The sequence below is a fragment of the Rufibacter ruber genome (assembly GCF_014138425.1).
GTDB classification, from domain to species: domain Bacteria; phylum Bacteroidota; class Bacteroidia; order Cytophagales; family Hymenobacteraceae; genus Nibribacter; species Nibribacter ruber_C.
Genome location: NZ_JACJIQ010000017.1, coordinates 1 through 16,057 on the forward strand (window position 1 = coordinate 1; position 16,057 = coordinate 16,057).

Sequence of the window (16,057 nt, forward strand, 5' to 3'; positions counted from 1 at the left end):
GGGTTTTTTGTTATGCTTCCTTTTCCCCCCGTTCCCCCAATCAAACCTCCCCCCCTCTGCGGCGCGGGGCCTGTTGTTTTTTTTGGGTTTTTCCCCAAAACACCCCAAAAAACCCCCACGGCTCCTGATTTTTACTATCTTGTTGCCACGCATTCTGCTCCACCTATGAAGAGATTATACGCCCTCCCCATGCTCCTGCTCCTGATTTACCTGGCCGGCTGCGCCGTGAAACAACCAGGCGCCACTGCAGGCAAGGGCGGGGTAACCGCTTTGGTGAACCCGTTCATTGGCACCGGCGGGCACGGCCATACGTATCCGGGGGCAACCGTGCCGTTTGGCATGGTGCAGTTGAGCCCGGACAACGGCACCCAGGGCTGGGACTGGTGCTCCGGCTACCATTACTCAGACAGCCTCATTGCAGGCTTCAGCCACACGCACCTGAGCGGGACGGGCATTGGCGACTACTGTGATATCTCAGTGATGCCGTATTATGCCTCGGCCGTGGGCCGAAAGGAGCGCCAGAAGTTCAGCCACCAGCAGGAGACAGCCACCGTAGGACTGTACCGGGTCAAGCTGGACAACCAGATAGAAGTAGCCCTGACCGCCACAGAACGGGCCGGGTTGCACCAGTACACCTTTCCCAGAGACTCTGTCAAAGCGGTCTCACTGGATCTGGGTTTCAGTATCAACTGGGACCGCCCCAGCCAGACCCGCATCACCCAGGTCAATGACACCCTGATCACCGGCCTGCGCAAGTCTACAGGGTGGGCCAACCAGCAGTGGGTGTACTTTGCGGCCGCCTTCTCCCAGCCTGTCCAGAAAGCAGTGCTGTACCAGGAGGGCTCGGCCGTTGCCGGGAAAGAGGTGAATGGCACCAGAACGCGGGCGGCCTTCTGGTTCGCCCCGGGCGAAAAACCGTTGCTGCTCAAGGTGGCCCTCTCCAGCGCCAGTGAGGCCGGGGCCTTACAGAACCTGCAGCAGGAGCTGCCTTCCTGGGATTTCAATGCTGTGGCGCAGGCCGCCAACACAAAATGGGAGCGGGAGCTGCAGAAAATCACCGCCACGTTTCTGCAGCCGGGGCAGGACACCATCTTTTATTCGGCGCTCTACCACACCAACCTGGCACCTACTCTGTTCTCAGACCTGAAGGGGCAGTACAAAGGCGGGAAAGACCAGGTTAGAACCGCCAACTTTAACCGCTACACCGTCTTCTCCCTCTGGGACACGTTCAGGGCGGCGCACCCGCTGTACACCATCACCCAGCCTCAGCGGGTGCCAGACATGGTGCGTTCACTGCTGGCGGGCTATCAGGAAATGGGGCTGTTGCCGGTCTGGGAGCTGGCTGCCAATGAAACCAACACCATGACCGGCTACCACGCCGTACCCGTTCTGGCAGATGCCCTGCTCAAAGGCCATGTACCCCAGGAAAACCAGGAAACCCTCTACCAGGCCATGCTGGCCAGCGCTGCCCAGAACATCAGAAGCACAGATGTCTACCGCACCTACGGCTTTATCCCCGCTGACAAAGGAGGCCAGTCTGTGACCAAGACGCTGGAGTACGCCTATGATGACTGGTGCATTGCGCAGGTGGCCCAAAAGCTGGGAAAGGTAAAAGATTACCAGGCCTTCTCCCAACGCGCAGCCGCCTACCAGAACTTGTTTGACCCCCAGACCCTGTTTATGCGCGGCAAAAACGCAGACGGCTCCTGGAAAACGCCGTTTGACCCCTTCTATTCTGAACACGGCGAGGAGGGCATGTACATTGAGGGCACCGCGTGGCAACACAGCTGGTTTGTACCGCATGATGTGCAGGGGCTGGTTAACTTGTTTGGGTCTGAGGCCAGGTTTGTGCAGCACCTGGATTCCACCTTCAAGGTTTCCTCTAAAATGACCGGTGCAAACGTGTCACCAGACATCTCGGGGTTGATAGGCCAATACGCCCACGGCAACGAGCCCAGCCACCACATTGCTTACCTGTACAACTACGCCGGTAAACCCTGGAAAACACAGGAAAAGGTGCGGGAGATCCTGCAGAAAATGTACTTCAACCACCCAGACGGCCTGTCTGGCAATGAAGACTGCGGTCAGATGAGTGCGTGGTACGTGTTCAGCGCCCTGGGCTTTTATCCCGTGAACCCAGCCGACGGGAAGTACGTGCTGGGGAGCCCGCTGGTGAAAGAGGCGCGCATTCAGGTGGGCCAGGGCAAAACCTTCCAGATCACCACTGAAAACAACAGCCTTGAGCATAAGTATGTGCAGCAGGTTTTTCTGAACCGGCAGCCGCTCCGGCGCACGTACATCACCCACCAGGAAGTGATGCAGGGCGGGCAGCTGAAATTTGTCATGGGGCCTTCGCCCAATAAAACCTGGGGAGCCTCGCCGGCAGCCTATCCGCCGTCTATGTCACCTAAGAAGTAGAAGGCTATTAACTCTGCCGTCTCTCTCCCGTAAACAGGTAACACAAGAATTGATGTTTCATTCTATAACCTGAGATACCATGGCAGAGGAAAATAAAAACCAAGACACGCCGCAGATGAGCGGCAGTGGCAGCAACAATAGCCAGGACGGAAACCGTGGAGACGGCACCTTCGCAGAACATAACTACGGCACCAAGGCAGACGGCGGCAACACCGCCAACTATGACAAAGACGGCAACCGTGACGTCAATGATGCCGGCGGCCGTCTGGATGATGGCCAGGCGCATGATGACAGGAACGGGGGCGGTGACATCTTAGGCCGCCAGGGCGGAGGCTACGGGGAACGCACCCAGATGCTGGGCAAGACCCCCAATGAGCACCAGGGCCAGTCAAAGCATGACGCAGAAAGCGACAAAGACACCGGGTATGGCACCCACGCCGGCGGCCTGGGAGACAGCCACAGCGGTTTCAAAGGCAACCACAACGGCAATGACGGCACCGGCGGCGGCAGAAGCAGCGGGCATGCCGGCCACGGCGGTGACCCTGATGATCAGAACTACTCCCCCGGCGCCAAAGGCGGCCGTGATGACAACGGTGACCCCAATGTGGCAGGCCGAGGTTCCAGAAACAGCCAATAAAGTAACTTGCAAGTAAAAAGAAGCGCCTGACTCACCTGGAGTCAGGCGCTTCTGTTTTCGGGCTGTTTTTAAGAAAACAGCCCGAAAACAGAAACTGCAGTTGTTAGATTTTCTGATCACCCCCCCCCTCTTGGGAGAGGCTCTGGGGAGGGGCTACGCTTTGGTGATTTCTCTCCTGCAGATGGTGGGAATTTCCATCGCCCCAGATTACGAAGAGCAGATGCTCCCCCTCCCGTTCCTGCCAAACTACAAGCTGCACTTTCCTTCTGCCCACGTTTGTCAGGTTGATCTTTGCTGCTCAACGTAACTAAAAGAATCAAGCCGCCCCTGACTCGCTGCCCCCGCGGTTCCATCGCTGCGGCGGCCATTGCTGACTTCCTCCGTCTGCCCGGGCCCCCGCTAAGCTCCCAGGCGCCTTCGGCTTTCCCTTCGCCCGCTCCCGCAGGTGAGGTGGGTTGCGTTTCGGGGCTGTTTTCCTGAAAACAGCCCCAAAACGCAAAGAGTAGCCTCTGCTATATGGCTGTGGTATAAAATGTTCTCTATGGCGCGGGAGGTACGTCTGTGCCTTCAAGGCAGGTACCTGTGCGCTATGCTGACAGCAAGTCCTCCTTTTCAAATGCCTGTTTCCTATGCCTGCCGCCTCTGCTGTGCCGCCTGTACGGGTGATCATTCCTGTTTTGGAGCCGTTTTTCTCAAAACAGCGCCAAAACAGCGTACAGCATCTGGGCCCGTTCTTCCGTAAAAGGCTGAAAAATGGTGAGGGAGAGGCCGGGCATGCCTGCCCCCTACCTCTGCTAACAAACACTGCTATGAATCCATTAGAAGAATATAACCAGAAACGCCACTTTGACCAGACCCCGGAGCCTGAGGGCAAAGAAGCCAGGCGAAAGGGCGCATTGCGTTTTGTGGTGCACCGGCACCAGGCCTCCCGGCTGCACTATGATTTCAGGCTGGAACTGGAGGGCGTGCTTAAAAGCTGGGCGGTACCCAAAGGGCCGTCATTGAACCCGGCAGACAAACGGCTGGCGGTTGAGGTAGAAGACCACCCCTACAGCTACCGCACCTTTGAGGGTGACATTCCTGAGGGAAACTATGGGGCCGGGCACGTAGAGATCTGGGACCAGGGCACGTTCCACGCCGTGGGCACCGCCAACCGCGCCAAGGGCGAGCAGCAGATGCTGCAAGAGCTCAAGGCCGGGGGCCTGCACTTTGTGCTGGAAGGCAAAAAGCTGCAGGGCGAGTTTACGCTGGTGAAAATGAAAGGCCGCCAGAAAGACGCGTGGCTCCTGCTCAAGAAAGACGATGCCCACGCCGTGCATGAGCCGTATGACGCGGAAGACTTCACAGACACCGCCGCCCCACAGAAAGCCCCCGCCCAACCCACTGCCAAAAAAAGCGCTTCGGCGGCCGCCGAAAAAAAAGGAGTAAAAGGAAAGCCAGCAGCCCTGCCGAAGCACATTTCCCCCATGACCGCCAAACTCACCAACGGCCCCTTTGATGACCCAGACTGGCTCTTTGAGGTGAAGTGGGACGGTTACCGCGCCGTGGCCGAAGTAGAAAACGGACAGGTGCAGCTTTACTCCCGCAACGGCAAGTCGTTCAATGCGAAATACAGACCGGTGGCAGAGGCGCTGGCGCAGCTGCCGCACCAGGCCGTGTTTGACGGCGAGCTGGTGGTGCTGGACAAGAAAAACAGGGCTGATTTCCAGGCGCTGCAGAATTACCAGAACACACCCTCAGAACATCTGTACTACTACATCTTTGACCTGCTGTACCTCAACGGCGAAGACCTGCGGGCGCTGCCCCTGCTGGAGCGGAAGGAAAAGCTGGCCCAGGTGCTCTCCAAAGCCAAAGACCCGCTGCGCTACAGTGACCACCGCGTAGGCAATGGCACCAAATTCTTCAAAGAGGCGCAGAAAAACCAGTGGGAAGGCATTATGGCCAAAGCCGCCCAGAGCAGATACTATGACGGCAAGCGGTCGCAGGAGTGGCTTAAGATCAAGACGCACCTGCGGCAGGAGGCCGTGATTGCCGGGTTCACAGAGCCGCAGGGCAGCCGCCAGCACCTGGGGGCGCTGGTGCTGGGCGTGTATGAGGGCAAAGAACTCAAGTACGTGGGCCAGGCCGGAAGCGGTTTCAACAAGAAAAGCCTGCAGGAACTGATAGAGAAGCTGGAGCCGCTGGTACAGGAAAAATCTCCGTTCAACCAGAAGGTGGCGCTGAACCGGAACGTGACGTGGGTAAAACCAGAACTGGTCTGTGAACTGTCATTTGCAGAGTGGACCACTGACGGGCAGATGCGCCAGGCCATCTTCAAAGGGCTGCGGGTTGACAAAAAGGCCCAAGAGGTGGTGCATGAACAGGCGGTCCCTCCGCAAGAGGATCAGCAGCGGGAGGCGCCTTCCCGTTCAGGGGCTGGAAAAGCCAAAACAGCCCCAAAGCAGAAGAAGGAAAAAGACACCACGGTGCTGGAGCTAAACGGGCAGCAGGTACCGGTTACACACCCAGACAAGCTCTATTGGCCAGAGGAAGGCATCACCAAGCTGGAGCTGGTGCAGTACTACCAGACCATGGCTGAGGTAATTCTGCCTTATCTGAAAGACCGGCCTGAGTCGCTGCTGCGCTTCCCCAACGGTATTACCAGACCCGGCTTCTTCCAGAAAGACGCGGGAGACCATGCACCAGCGTGGGTGCAGGTGGCTTCTATCAAAGCCGAGTCTACAGGCAAAGACGTAGACTACCTGGTCTGCCAGGATCAGGCAACGCTGGCCTACCTCAACAACCTGGGCTGCATTCAGCTCAACCCCTGGAACTCCCGCCTGCCGCACTTAGACAAGCCAGACTACCTGGTGCTGGACCTGGACCCCGGTGAGAACACTTATGACCAGGTGGTAGAGGTTGCGTTGGCGGCCAAGCAGGTGCTGGATGCGCTGGAGATGCCGGTATATGCCAAAACCTCTGGTGCCACAGGCATGCACCTGTACGTGCCGCTGGGGGCGAAGTGGCCGTTTGAGCAGGTAAAAGAACTGGCCCTGTTGCTGGCGCAGCAGGTGCAGGCAAAGCTCCCCACCCTCACCAGTCTGGAGCGCAGCCCCAAGGAAAGAAGAAACCAGGTGTACCTGGACTACTTGCAGAACGCCATTGCCCAGACCATTGCCGCACCGTATTGCGTTCGGCCAAGGCCCGGGGCCACCGTCTCCACCCCATTAAAGTGGGAGGAAGTGACAACCGGATTGCACCCATCACAGTTTACTATAAAGAACGTGCCGCAGCGCGTGCAACAGCTGGGCGATCTTTTCAAACCCGTGCTGGGCAAAGGAATTGACGTGGCGGCATACCTGAAGAAACTGAAAAAATAGAACCATGGAAAATAGAACCAAGAAAAACCTGCTTTTGGCCGGCGCTGGCCTGGGGGCCGTGTTAGCCCTGCGCTCCTTCTCCCGCAAAAAAAGGGAATTCGCGTTTAAAGACCGCACGGTGCTCATCACCGGGGGCAGCCGCGGGTTAGGGCTGGTGCTGGCCAGAATGTTTGCCGAACAGGGTGCCAATATTGCCATCTGCTCCCGCACAGAGCACCAGCTGGAGGCAGCCTGTGAGGAGCTGAGAAACGGCGGGGCCACAGTCTTGTCTTTCAACTGTGATGTGAGTGACCAGGCGCAGGTGAAGCGCATGATTGCTGAGATCAAAGACCGGCTGGGACCCGTGGAGGTGCTGGTCAACAATGCCGGCATTATTGCCGCCGGTCCGCTGGAGGAGATGACGGTAGAGGATTTTGAGCAGGCCATGAAGGTACACTACTGGGCCTCGCTCTATACCATGCTGGAGGTGATCCCAGAAATGAAAGCCCGCGGGGAAGGCCGTATTGTGAACATCGCCTCTATTGGCGGAAAGATCAGCGTGCCCCACCTGGTGCCCTACAGCGGCAGCAAGTTTGCGCTGGTGGGCATGTCTGAGGGGTTCCGGTCTGAGTTGCTGAAAGACGGCATCTACGTAACCACGGTAAACCCCGGGCTCATGCGCACGGGCAGCGCCCGCAACGCCTTTCTGAAAGGGCAGAACGAAAAGGAGTACACCGCTTTTGCGCTGCTAGACGCCAACCCCATGATTTCACTGGCCGCAGACAACGCCGCCCGCCAGATCATGGATGCCTGCCGCTACGGCAAAGCAGAGGTCACCCTGGGGTTGAACGCCAAGCTGGCCAGCCTGGTACACGGGCTTTTCCCGGGGGTGGTAACTGACTTGATGGGGTTTGTAAACGCCTTTCTCCCCGGTCCGGGCGGGGTGGGCAAAGAAGCCGTGCGCGGCTATGAAAGCGAAACCAAACTCACCCAGTCACCCTTGAACGCGCCAAACCAGAAGGCGGCTAGGGAGAACAATGAGCTGTAACCGTACTTTACCGTTCAGCGCGCTCTCCATTCAGGCCGAAAGGCATTTGCAGTAATTCCTGTTTCCGGGCTGTTTTCCCAAAAACAGCCCGGAAACAGGAATTTTAGTTGGGTGGGGCAGCATCAGGTTGTAGTCTATGTGCGGGTTTTCATGCGCGTAAAAACAGAGGGTGCCCAGTTTTGCCAAAGAAGGTATAGAACAAGGGGCAGCCGTAACAGCTGGAAGATGGCAACTAGGCCGGGGTGGTTGGGGGCACTGCGGCTACCGGTCACCTGGCGCTGCCAGACTACCTGCTGACGTTGCGTTTTCAGGCTGTTTTCTCAAAAACAGCTCCAAAACAAGATCATGCCCGCCAGGGAATAGCCAGAGGCGGTTTTCAATATGGGGTGGTTCTCAGTTCCTTGTCAAAATTAAATTCCTTCTTGTTAAACTTTTGTTTCTATTTATGGCTTTATGAGTTAGATGTATGGGAACCTGTTAACTTTGTGGCCCCATCAGACCGTTAGAAAAGAACCATATTTTGGAAAGCATAGGTAAATTTGACTTTGAGCAGGCGCGCATCAAACATGTGCTCTTTAAATCAAAAATCAGAGCCATGCTGTATGGGGCCAACATTGACATTGAGCCGGTTATCTCCACCACCAAGTGCTCCCTGGGGCAATGGATCTATACGGTTGCCCTGCCGCGGTTAGGGCACCTGCCCGAAGTGAAAGAGCTGGAAAAAGTACACCAGGACATGCACACCATTGCCCGCCGGCTGTGGCAGCAGTACCAGGCCGGTGAGCAGGAGCAGGCGCTGGGTGGTCTGGACCTTATTGATGACACGGCGCAGAAACTCCTGCAGCTGTTGAGTGACATTGAACGGAAGGTGACCTCATAGGCATTTCTCAGCGGGGTGAGCCAACAGATGGAATAACTTTTTGCTTTGGGAGCAGTACAAGAAGTAGCCCCCGGCAGTGGGGGCAGATGTAGTACTTAAAGCAACGAAGGTTATGCCAGACAAAATAAACAACACCAGCCATTCTGAAGACGAAAACCAGACCCCAAACGCCAATGGGGGAAACTTCTCAGTGAACAACACCAACCAGGGCATGCAGTCTGAGCAGGATAAAGACAGTATGAGTGACAATGACTCGTACAAAAAATCCATGACCGGCTATGATTCCACCAAACAGGACGTGAATTTTACCGGCACAGAGAAAACCGCCTCGCAGAACAGCATAGATGAGCGCGACCCCAATGACGGTGACGCCAACCAGGAGAACAACTACTAAGAGCATGGCTCAAGGTTAGATGTGTTAGCTTAGCAGGCTGAGGTATTCCCATGAAGCAGTTTTTGAGCCTGGCAGTAGCGCCCCAAAGGCTATAAAGGCATAGCATCAGGTACCTTGCAAGAGCATTGGCAGCACAAAGAATCTATTTCAAACCTGCCCGTCCAGAAGGCCCTGTGGTAATCAGCCACAGGGCTTTTTTGGTAGCAGATGGGAACTAAAAAAATATTTTAACTCATTCCTTCGGCCGGGCAGGTTGCCGGTACGTTTATAAAAAACTGGCAGAGAACTTGCTATAGAATAGAAAGCAATGAAAGAGCAGTTGACACGTTGAATCAATTGGCGGTATCTTCTGTTTTTACTATATACATGGGAAAGCATATGAAAAAAGTTCTTTTATCAATCCTCACTGGTTTTGTGATGGTCGGTTCTTCGGTGGTGCTGCCGGGGCAGGCTGCCGCCGGCACTGTGGCAGAAAGAGCGTACGTTGCCCCAGCGGCCTCTGGCCGAGACGTGATCTCAGAGATCATTGACGTGGTGGGGCTAAAAGCCCGCTTTGAGGTACGGGCGGCCAACGTGCCCAACGCCGCCGCGGTTATTCTGAACGGCAAGCGCTATATCTTATACAATGAGCAGTTCCTGAGCCAGGTGAACAACGCACTGCGCACAGACTGGGCAGGCATTAGCATTCTGGCCCACGAAATTGGCCACCACCTCAACGGCCACACCCTTTCTAAAGGCGGCAGCAACCTGCAAGATGAACTGGAGGCAGACGAGTTCTCGGGGTTTGTGTTGCGCAAGATGGGGGCCAGCCTCAGCGAGGCCCAGGCCGCCATCAGACTGTTGGCAGAGGAGCGTGACTCCTACACCCACCCAGGCAAAAAGAATAGATTAGCCGCTATCAGCAAGGGTTGGGGCAATGCCCAGGACCAAATAGTAGCCAGCGCCAAAGCCGGAACACCAAGCCGAACCGTAGCGGCGGCATCTACCTCAGCCATGCGGGAGACACCGGTGACCACCACGGCCAGACGCTCTGTTTCCAGAATGCCGGCGCAGTACATTTTGCGTCAGGTGAAATTGGTCAGTGCGCCGCAGGAGCGTATTTACGTAACCACGCAATTCAACCTGGTGCGGGAGACCGAAGACGGCATTGAGGTGATTGGCAAGCTGCAGAAAACCAATAACCGCAACTACCCTTATGTGCTGGAAAGCCGCTACTTCTCAGACTTGTTTGTGAACACCAACGGCCTTCTCCTGAATGAGGACGGGGAGCGGGTAGGCGTGTTAACCACCACCTAGCCTTTTGCCATCATATGAAAGCAGAACGCCAGCCCCGCAGGGGCTGGCGTTCTGCTTTGTAGCCAAGCGTCATGTTAAAGTTTGGCAGGTGAGGGGGATTTGCTCAGGTTGTACTCGTCAATGAGTAGTTGCAGGTCTTTAAACTGGTACTCCTTTGACTTTACCTTCTTGAGGATCTCTTTGTTGTCAGAGACCAAGGCCATTATCTGCTCATTGAAATTCTTGGGAATGGCCATTCTGTAAAGCTCTCCCTCTTTTTCTACAAAATGCGTCAGTACGTTTCGCCTTCTGGGCGTGTTTGCGGTAGCGTAGTGCAGATAGTAACTTAAGGGGCCAGATTTTACCACCCGCATAAAGTCTTCTGGGAGCTGGTCATGGTTGTTTATGCTGAAATCCCTCTTCACGGTAAAGCTGTCCTGGCCTATTACAAAGGCCTGCACCTCTTGTACGGTCAGTTTTTGCTCTTTCGCCTCTGGCGTGGGTTTAAAGTAAAGATAGTTGGCGGGGGCTCCCTTTACCGGCTGGGTAAAGGCATGGCTTAAGAGCCCGTCTACCCGCTGGCCGCTTCTGTCATAATAATGCCCCGCCAGGTAAGCGCCGTTAACCGGTATGGCTGTCTGGGCAAAGCCGGAAAGCCCCGCGGTTAGTAAAAATAAACTTAAAAAGATGCGTAACATGTAGTGCGAATGGTGGTTGGTAGTGTAACTGCCTGAGCCGTGAATTTAGTATAAAAATACTGCGCATTTGGCATGTTTGAAAGCCAGGGCGCCGCCGGGGTCCAATTTCCTGAATTGCCCCTGCAGAGGGTGCTAACAAAATAAATTCACTAGGTTTGCAGTTCAGGCGGCAGTAGAAGTAGTAGCAGGTTTTAGTTTTGTCTGAAGGGCGTTAAAACGCTGACAAAACTTAAAAATGGGTTAGGGCATGTTTAATTTTGGGGTTCAAAAGCTATAACGGCAAGAGTGGGGTTCTGCCAGAGTGGTAATAGTGGTGTGTAGCGGCGCTACACAGGTGATAAAGGGCGAATAGCTTTTTGCAGCACGTAAGCAGAATTTTAAACACGCTCTGAGAAGAGCAGGCAAACGCAACGGCACATGATCAGAAGTTTCTATTTAGAGAAAGGTGAACTGCATTGGGAGAAGAACCCTGAGAATTTTCAGGCAGAAGGGAACGGCCGCATTATCTGGATAGACCTGCAATCACCCTCAGACCATGAGCAGCGGCGGGTAGAGGAGGAGTTCGGGATAGAGTTCTTCACCCAGCAGGAGGCCGCCGAGATTGAGAGCAGCTCCCGTTACTTTGAAGACGATAGCGTGTTTGAGGCCAACGCAGCCTTTGTCATGCACCAGGACGGCGGGTACATGACCCGGCAGGTTTCATTCATTCTCAAAGACGAGATCCTGTTCACCCTGCGCCGTACGGAGATGAAATCTTTTGGTGAGACGGTGCGCAAGATGAAAACCTTCAAGGGCACTACCATCAAAGCCATCCAGATCTGGCTGCTGCTCCTGGAAACCCAGATTGACAATGACGCAGACTTTATTGAGCTCCTCACCCGCAATACCAACGTGATCAGTAAGCGGCTGGTGAAGCAGAAGTCAATTGAAGAAGAGGTGCTGATCAGGATTACAGAGCTGCAGGAAAACACCATCCAGATAAGGGAGAGTATTGTTGACAAGCAGCGCCTGGTGTCTTCCCTGCTGCGGTCGTTCAGTGTAGAGGAGCCTGAGAAGGAGCGCCTGCGCATTGTGATCAAAGATATTAACTCTCTGCTGCAGCACACGCAGTTCAGTTTTGAGCGGCTGGAATACCTGCAGAATACGTTCCTGGGGTTAGTGAACATTGAGCAGAACCAGGTCATCAAGATCTTTACCGTGGTGACGGTGGTGTTCATGCCGCCCACCCTCATTGCCAGCATCTACGGCATGAACTTCAAATTCATGCCTGAACTGGAGTGGCTGTTTGGTTACCCGTTTGCGCTGGTAGTCATGTTGCTGTCCAGCATGGGCTTTCTATGGTATTTCAAGCGCAAGAAATGGCTGTAGCCGTAAAACGCGCAGTGCTGCCCTCCACACTTTTTTCCCAAAACCACCTTGCATGGATTTCTCCAACATCAAACTCATAGCCTCTGACATGGACGGCACCCTGCTGAATTCTCAGCACCAGTTGAGTGATACTTTTTACCCGGTCTACCTTGCGTTGAAAGAGAAAGGCATTCTGTTTGCCGCCGCCAGCGGAAGGCAATACCATAACCTGCTAAACCTTTTCCAGCCTATCAAAGATGAAATCATCTTCATGGCCGAAAACGGAAGTTATGTGATGTACAAGGGCCAGGAAATTCTGGTGCAGGCCCTGGAGCCGGAGCAAGTGCCCGCTCTGCTGCAGAAGGCTAAATCTGTACCAGACACCCATATTGTACTCTGCGGCAAGAAAACGGCGTACGTAGACAGCAGCCATCCGGCCTTTCTGGAACAGGTGGAGTTGTATTATGATGAGGTGCAGGTGGTAGAAGACCTGCTTCAGGTCACAGATGACCAGTTTCTGAAAATAGCCATCTGTGACCTGGCGGGTGCCGAAGAAAACAGCAACACCTATTTCCAGGAGGAGCGGGAGTACCTGCAAGTCACGGTTTCCGGTAAAATCTGGCTGGACCTCTGCCACCGGCTGGCCAACAAGGGCCACGCCATGGAAATAATACAGAAGCAGTTTGGGGTGACCGGCGAAGAGTCCATGGCCTTTGGCGATTTCCTGAATGACCGCCAACTTCTGCAAAAAGTGCACTACAGCTTCGCCATGGCCAATGCCCACCCAGAGATCAAAGAGGTGGCCCGTTTCCAGACCCAAAGCAATGATGAGAACGGCGTGCTTGCTATTTTGCAGCAGGTGGTAACCGCCTGACATACGCCCAGCTGTCCTGTTTTTGGGCTGTTTTCTGAAAAACAGCCCAAAAACAGGACAGCTGGGCGTATGTATATAATCGGCAAAACTAAATGTACACTTTACGCAAAACAAAAAGTACATTTAAAAACAATTTAAACGCCGTATTAAAACAGATGTAAAAGCCCTCTAATGTGAGGGTTTACATCAACTCACTACCTGAAAACTCATGCCTGAGAGGCTTATTCTCACCTCGGTCTGGTTATCAACCGCTGTCTCCATTGTGAGACGAACCTCACCGTCTGGATGAACCAATATCCTGTACAGTTGCCCATCCAAGGATCTGCTTAAAAACATCACTACCTCTGCTGGCCTGAACCCCAGAGGCAGGGTCGCTATCCTAACGGTGGTAAGGGGGAATACACCGAACGGCTGCAGGTTTCTGACACCTGAAAGATGAACGGTACCAAGTGAATCCCTTCTATACTTTGCCGCTGGCCAGGAACCATAATCACTCCCATGATCATAGGACAGCAGCATCGGCTCTGCCTGCTCGGCAAGAGCGAACCTGTCAAGGCCCAGCAATCCCAAATACGTCTTCACATCAGCATAGTCCGCAACGCCGGAACCGGCAGCACCGGCCTCCAGTTCAAGCGTCCTGACGGCATGCACGTTCCTCAGCTGGAAGTCGGTGAACATCACCGGGTCACCCCCGGCAAACACCTCCCTTACCTTCCACACCCCGACCTGCCCAGCCGGGGCTGTGAAGGCCGCAGCTGGCACCAGGTAGATTTCGCCCTGGTAGAATGCAGCGCCAGCCGTGACTGTGAAATCCTGGCCGTTCCTGGACACCTCGGCACCGTGCAGGATCACCACCCCGGCATGGCCGCCGATGACACCCCTGGCCAACGCCTCCAGTGCCTCGGCAAACCCCTGCTGGAGGTGCTCAACCGAGCGCTTGCCCATCGGCTGACGGGCCCCAACCTCAATAAAATTCGTGTTCAGCTTTTTCATCTGTCAGTATGTTTTGATGGCATACCTGGTGCCATGCAGTTTGTAATTGTCAATGAGTGCCCGTATGGCCGGGTCTGTCAGGAGCGCCCCCAGGCGCTGTGGGACGAAGACGGTGAAGTTCACCGCCTCCGGGTTGAGCTCCCGGTCAACGGCCAGATAGCCGCCCGACTCAGCGTCAACCCCCAGGTAGAACTGCACGGAGTCCTGGGGGTGGGCAAGGTAGACGCCGTCCGCCGCCACCACGTGGTTGGTGATGTAGATCTGGGACAGCAGCGGGTCGAAGCGCTCGTTCAGAAGGTGCCGCAGGCAGATGGTCTGCCCGTTGTAGCCCACCATGCGCCTCCTCTCAACCGTGAAGGCGAGGAAGGCGGCGTGGATGGAGAACACAGGGGCCAGAACGCAAGACAGGAGGGAAACCATCACCGGCTGCCTTAACAGGGGGCTCAGATAGTCTTTGAAAAGCCTCTTCCCGTCAAAACTGTAGATGTTCAGGTTCATAGCTCCGGCTCCATTGCAAGGGTGAGGGAAAGCGGGTTGTCCGGGTCAATCTCCAGCTGGCCGGAAACGGGGTAGTACAGGCGGCTCACGGCCACCTCCTGCCCCCCCCTCAAACTTGGCGGTCACCCCGGCAGCCGCCACGTCCTTGACGCCCGGCACGGCCTTCACCGCGTCCAGGAGCCTTGACAGGTAGAAGGCCCCGTTGAAGGGCAGGGTGGTGATATGGGCCTCCACGGCGGCCTCCACCGCCGCCCGTAACGCGCCCACCTCATAGAGTGCGTCATAATACACCACCAGAGGCAGCCTGATCAGGTCCGAGCCCTTGGAAATGATGCTGATGTTGGAGCCGGGCACCTGGAACTCGTTCACGTATGCGGTCAGTGCCGTGATTTCCTCAATGCCCAGCGGCCCGTCTGCCTTGCGCACCTTCACCAGGGCAATGCCGTTTGCAGATGTCACCGCCACCTGCGTGATAATGCGCTTGGCGGGGTCAACCACCGGGTAGTAGTAGCGCCACGTCTCAGGGTCGAAGCTGAGCGGGTCACCGTACTGGAACCTGGCCACCTCATTTGCAAGCCAACGGTCGGTGAACGGCACCGACTCGGCTATCCGCTGGTCCACCTCCTTTTTGAAGGTGGTGAACAGGTTCTCCAGCACCCAGGCCAGGAAGGCGAAGGTGTCCCTGATGTTCTTCCACACGCCCGTGGCGCTGGCGGTGTTGATTCCCTCCAGTTCCGGCTTAGAGGCTTTCTCAGCCTCTATGAAGTCCTGCCACTCTGCTATTGTCTTTCCCATATTTCTCTTTGTCTGTTTACATGCCAAGGAACCTGAAAGCCAGGTCCGCGTCAATGTCCTCCTCATCCTTGTCCAGCTGCGCCTGCGTCTGCCCCAGGTCCCTCCTCCTGAACACGATGTCATAGAAGGAGCAGGACAAAGCATTACTCCCCAATACCACTTGTTCTGATGTATAGGTTAAAGCACTCTTTGGCGCGGTTGAAGAGGTTCCCTGCGCTATCAACTCATAAGCCAACAGAGTCCTGACGCCGTTCGCATCTGCCGCCACCCTTCTTCTGTACAAGTAAAAGTAGTTCGTGGAACCCACCCGCCTTGCCTTCACTTTAATGATCGTATCACCGGAAGGGAACCCGTTGTTGGCTGTTTCCATGAAAAGAACACCAGGTATACCGCATGACATCCGGTTGACCCCAGAGGCATTGTTATGGTTTACATAGAACCCAGTATTGCCGCTTGAAGACAATATCATAATATTCACAAGGGAATTAGTGGCCAACGCAGTTCCTGTGAAGTCTTTAAGGCACATCCAGAAGTCAAAATCAACACCTGTGCCCAGAAAATTGAATTTAAAGGACGGAGCCAAATTGTTGGCTGCGCTTCGCAGGTAATGGCCCCCATTGCGTGTTTTAATGAGCGGGACACCGTTTTTATAAACCAGCTCTGGCCTTGAATTGATCGCCTGCTTCTGTAAGACAATACCTGCAACCATATCTGTGGCACTAGCTATATAGTTACCGCTGGCCAGTTCCACTTTATTGGCAGGGTTTTCCCAATACACGACACCCCTCGCATCCTGTATGGTGAAGCCCCCAACAGTAAAACCCGTTGCCTCAAACCCGGTGTACTCTGAATAGTTGGCCAT

14 protein-coding genes are annotated in these 16,057 nt (G+C 55.1%); 9 read left to right on the forward strand and 5 right to left on the reverse strand.

Translation table 11 applies throughout. The annotated features are described in order from the left end of the window. Positions 1-165: 165 nt before the first annotated feature. From FHS90_RS17380 to FHS90_RS17410, 7 genes are all read left to right on the forward strand, one after another. On the forward strand, positions 166-2,418 hold the full coding sequence (locus tag FHS90_RS17380) for a GH92 family glycosyl hydrolase (protein WP_182513982.1): 2,253 nt from the start codon (positions 166-168) through the stop codon (positions 2,416-2,418). 79 nt (positions 2,419-2,497) lie between these two features. Further along, positions 2,498-3,055, forward strand: coding sequence for a hypothetical protein (locus tag FHS90_RS17385; protein ID WP_066836012.1), 558 nt, complete (start codon positions 2,498-2,500; stop codon positions 3,053-3,055). 809 nt (positions 3,056-3,864) lie between these two features. Next, positions 3,865-6,414 carry a DNA ligase D gene (gene ligD, locus FHS90_RS17390; protein WP_066836027.1) on the forward strand — a complete coding sequence of 850 codons (2,550 nt, stop codon included), beginning with the start codon at positions 3,865-3,867 and terminating at the stop codon, positions 6,412-6,414. Positions 6,415-6,418: 4 nt separating this feature from the next. Continuing rightward, positions 6,419-7,441, forward strand: a complete 1,023-nt coding sequence (locus FHS90_RS17395) for an SDR family NAD(P)-dependent oxidoreductase (protein WP_182513983.1) — start codon at positions 6,419-6,421, stop codon at positions 7,439-7,441. A 520-nt stretch (positions 7,442-7,961) separates the two neighbouring features. After that, complete coding sequence (locus FHS90_RS17400; RefSeq protein ID WP_066836005.1) at positions 7,962-8,321, forward strand: CZB domain-containing protein; 360 nt, start codon at positions 7,962-7,964, stop codon at positions 8,319-8,321. Between the two features lie 112 nt (positions 8,322-8,433). Then, a complete protein-coding gene (locus FHS90_RS17405; RefSeq protein WP_182513984.1) occupies positions 8,434-8,715 on the forward strand; it encodes a hypothetical protein in 282 nt (93 codons plus the stop codon). Between the two features lie 378 nt (positions 8,716-9,093). Beyond that, positions 9,094-10,011, forward strand: coding sequence for a M48 family metalloprotease (locus FHS90_RS17410; RefSeq protein ID WP_066836001.1), 918 nt, complete (start codon positions 9,094-9,096; stop codon positions 10,009-10,011). 74 nt (positions 10,012-10,085) lie between these two features. On the opposite strand, the gene FHS90_RS17415 is transcribed toward FHS90_RS17410, so the two are convergent. Beyond that, positions 10,086-10,688 carry a hypothetical protein gene (locus FHS90_RS17415; protein WP_182513985.1) on the reverse strand — a complete coding sequence of 201 codons (603 nt, stop codon included), beginning with the start codon at positions 10,686-10,688 and terminating at the stop codon, positions 10,086-10,088. A 417-nt stretch (positions 10,689-11,105) separates the two neighbouring features. Here FHS90_RS17415 and corA point away from each other — a divergent pair, with 417 nt between their 5' ends. Both corA and FHS90_RS17425 read left to right on the forward strand, forming a co-directional pair. Continuing rightward, positions 11,106-12,056, forward strand: a complete 951-nt coding sequence (gene corA, locus FHS90_RS17420; protein WP_066835998.1) for a magnesium/cobalt transporter CorA — start codon at positions 11,106-11,108, stop codon at positions 12,054-12,056. A gap of 52 nt (positions 12,057-12,108) precedes the next feature. After that, entirely contained in the window at positions 12,109-12,909 is an 801-nt protein-coding gene (locus FHS90_RS17425) for an HAD family hydrolase (protein ID WP_182513986.1), read from the forward strand. 186 nt (positions 12,910-13,095) lie between these two features. Here FHS90_RS17425 and FHS90_RS17430 read toward each other — a convergent pair whose 3' ends face one another. From FHS90_RS17430 to FHS90_RS17445, 4 genes are read right to left on the reverse strand one after another with little or no spacing between them, the layout of a single operon-like run. After that, positions 13,096-13,902, reverse strand: coding sequence for a hypothetical protein (locus tag FHS90_RS17430; protein WP_182513987.1), 807 nt, complete (start codon positions 13,900-13,902; stop codon positions 13,096-13,098). 3 nt (positions 13,903-13,905) lie between these two features. After that, the gene (locus tag FHS90_RS17435; RefSeq protein ID WP_182513988.1) at positions 13,906-14,400 is read right to left on the reverse strand and encodes a hypothetical protein; all 495 of its coding nucleotides are present in this window, start codon (positions 14,398-14,400) and stop codon (positions 13,906-13,908) included. 45 nt (positions 14,401-14,445) lie between these two features. Continuing rightward, a complete protein-coding gene (locus tag FHS90_RS17440; RefSeq protein ID WP_182513989.1) occupies positions 14,446-15,195 on the reverse strand; it encodes a hypothetical protein in 750 nt (249 codons plus the stop codon). Between the two features lie 16 nt (positions 15,196-15,211). Beyond that, on the reverse strand, positions 15,212-16,057 hold the full coding sequence (locus tag FHS90_RS17445; RefSeq protein ID WP_182513990.1) for a hypothetical protein: 846 nt from the start codon (positions 16,055-16,057) through the stop codon (positions 15,212-15,214).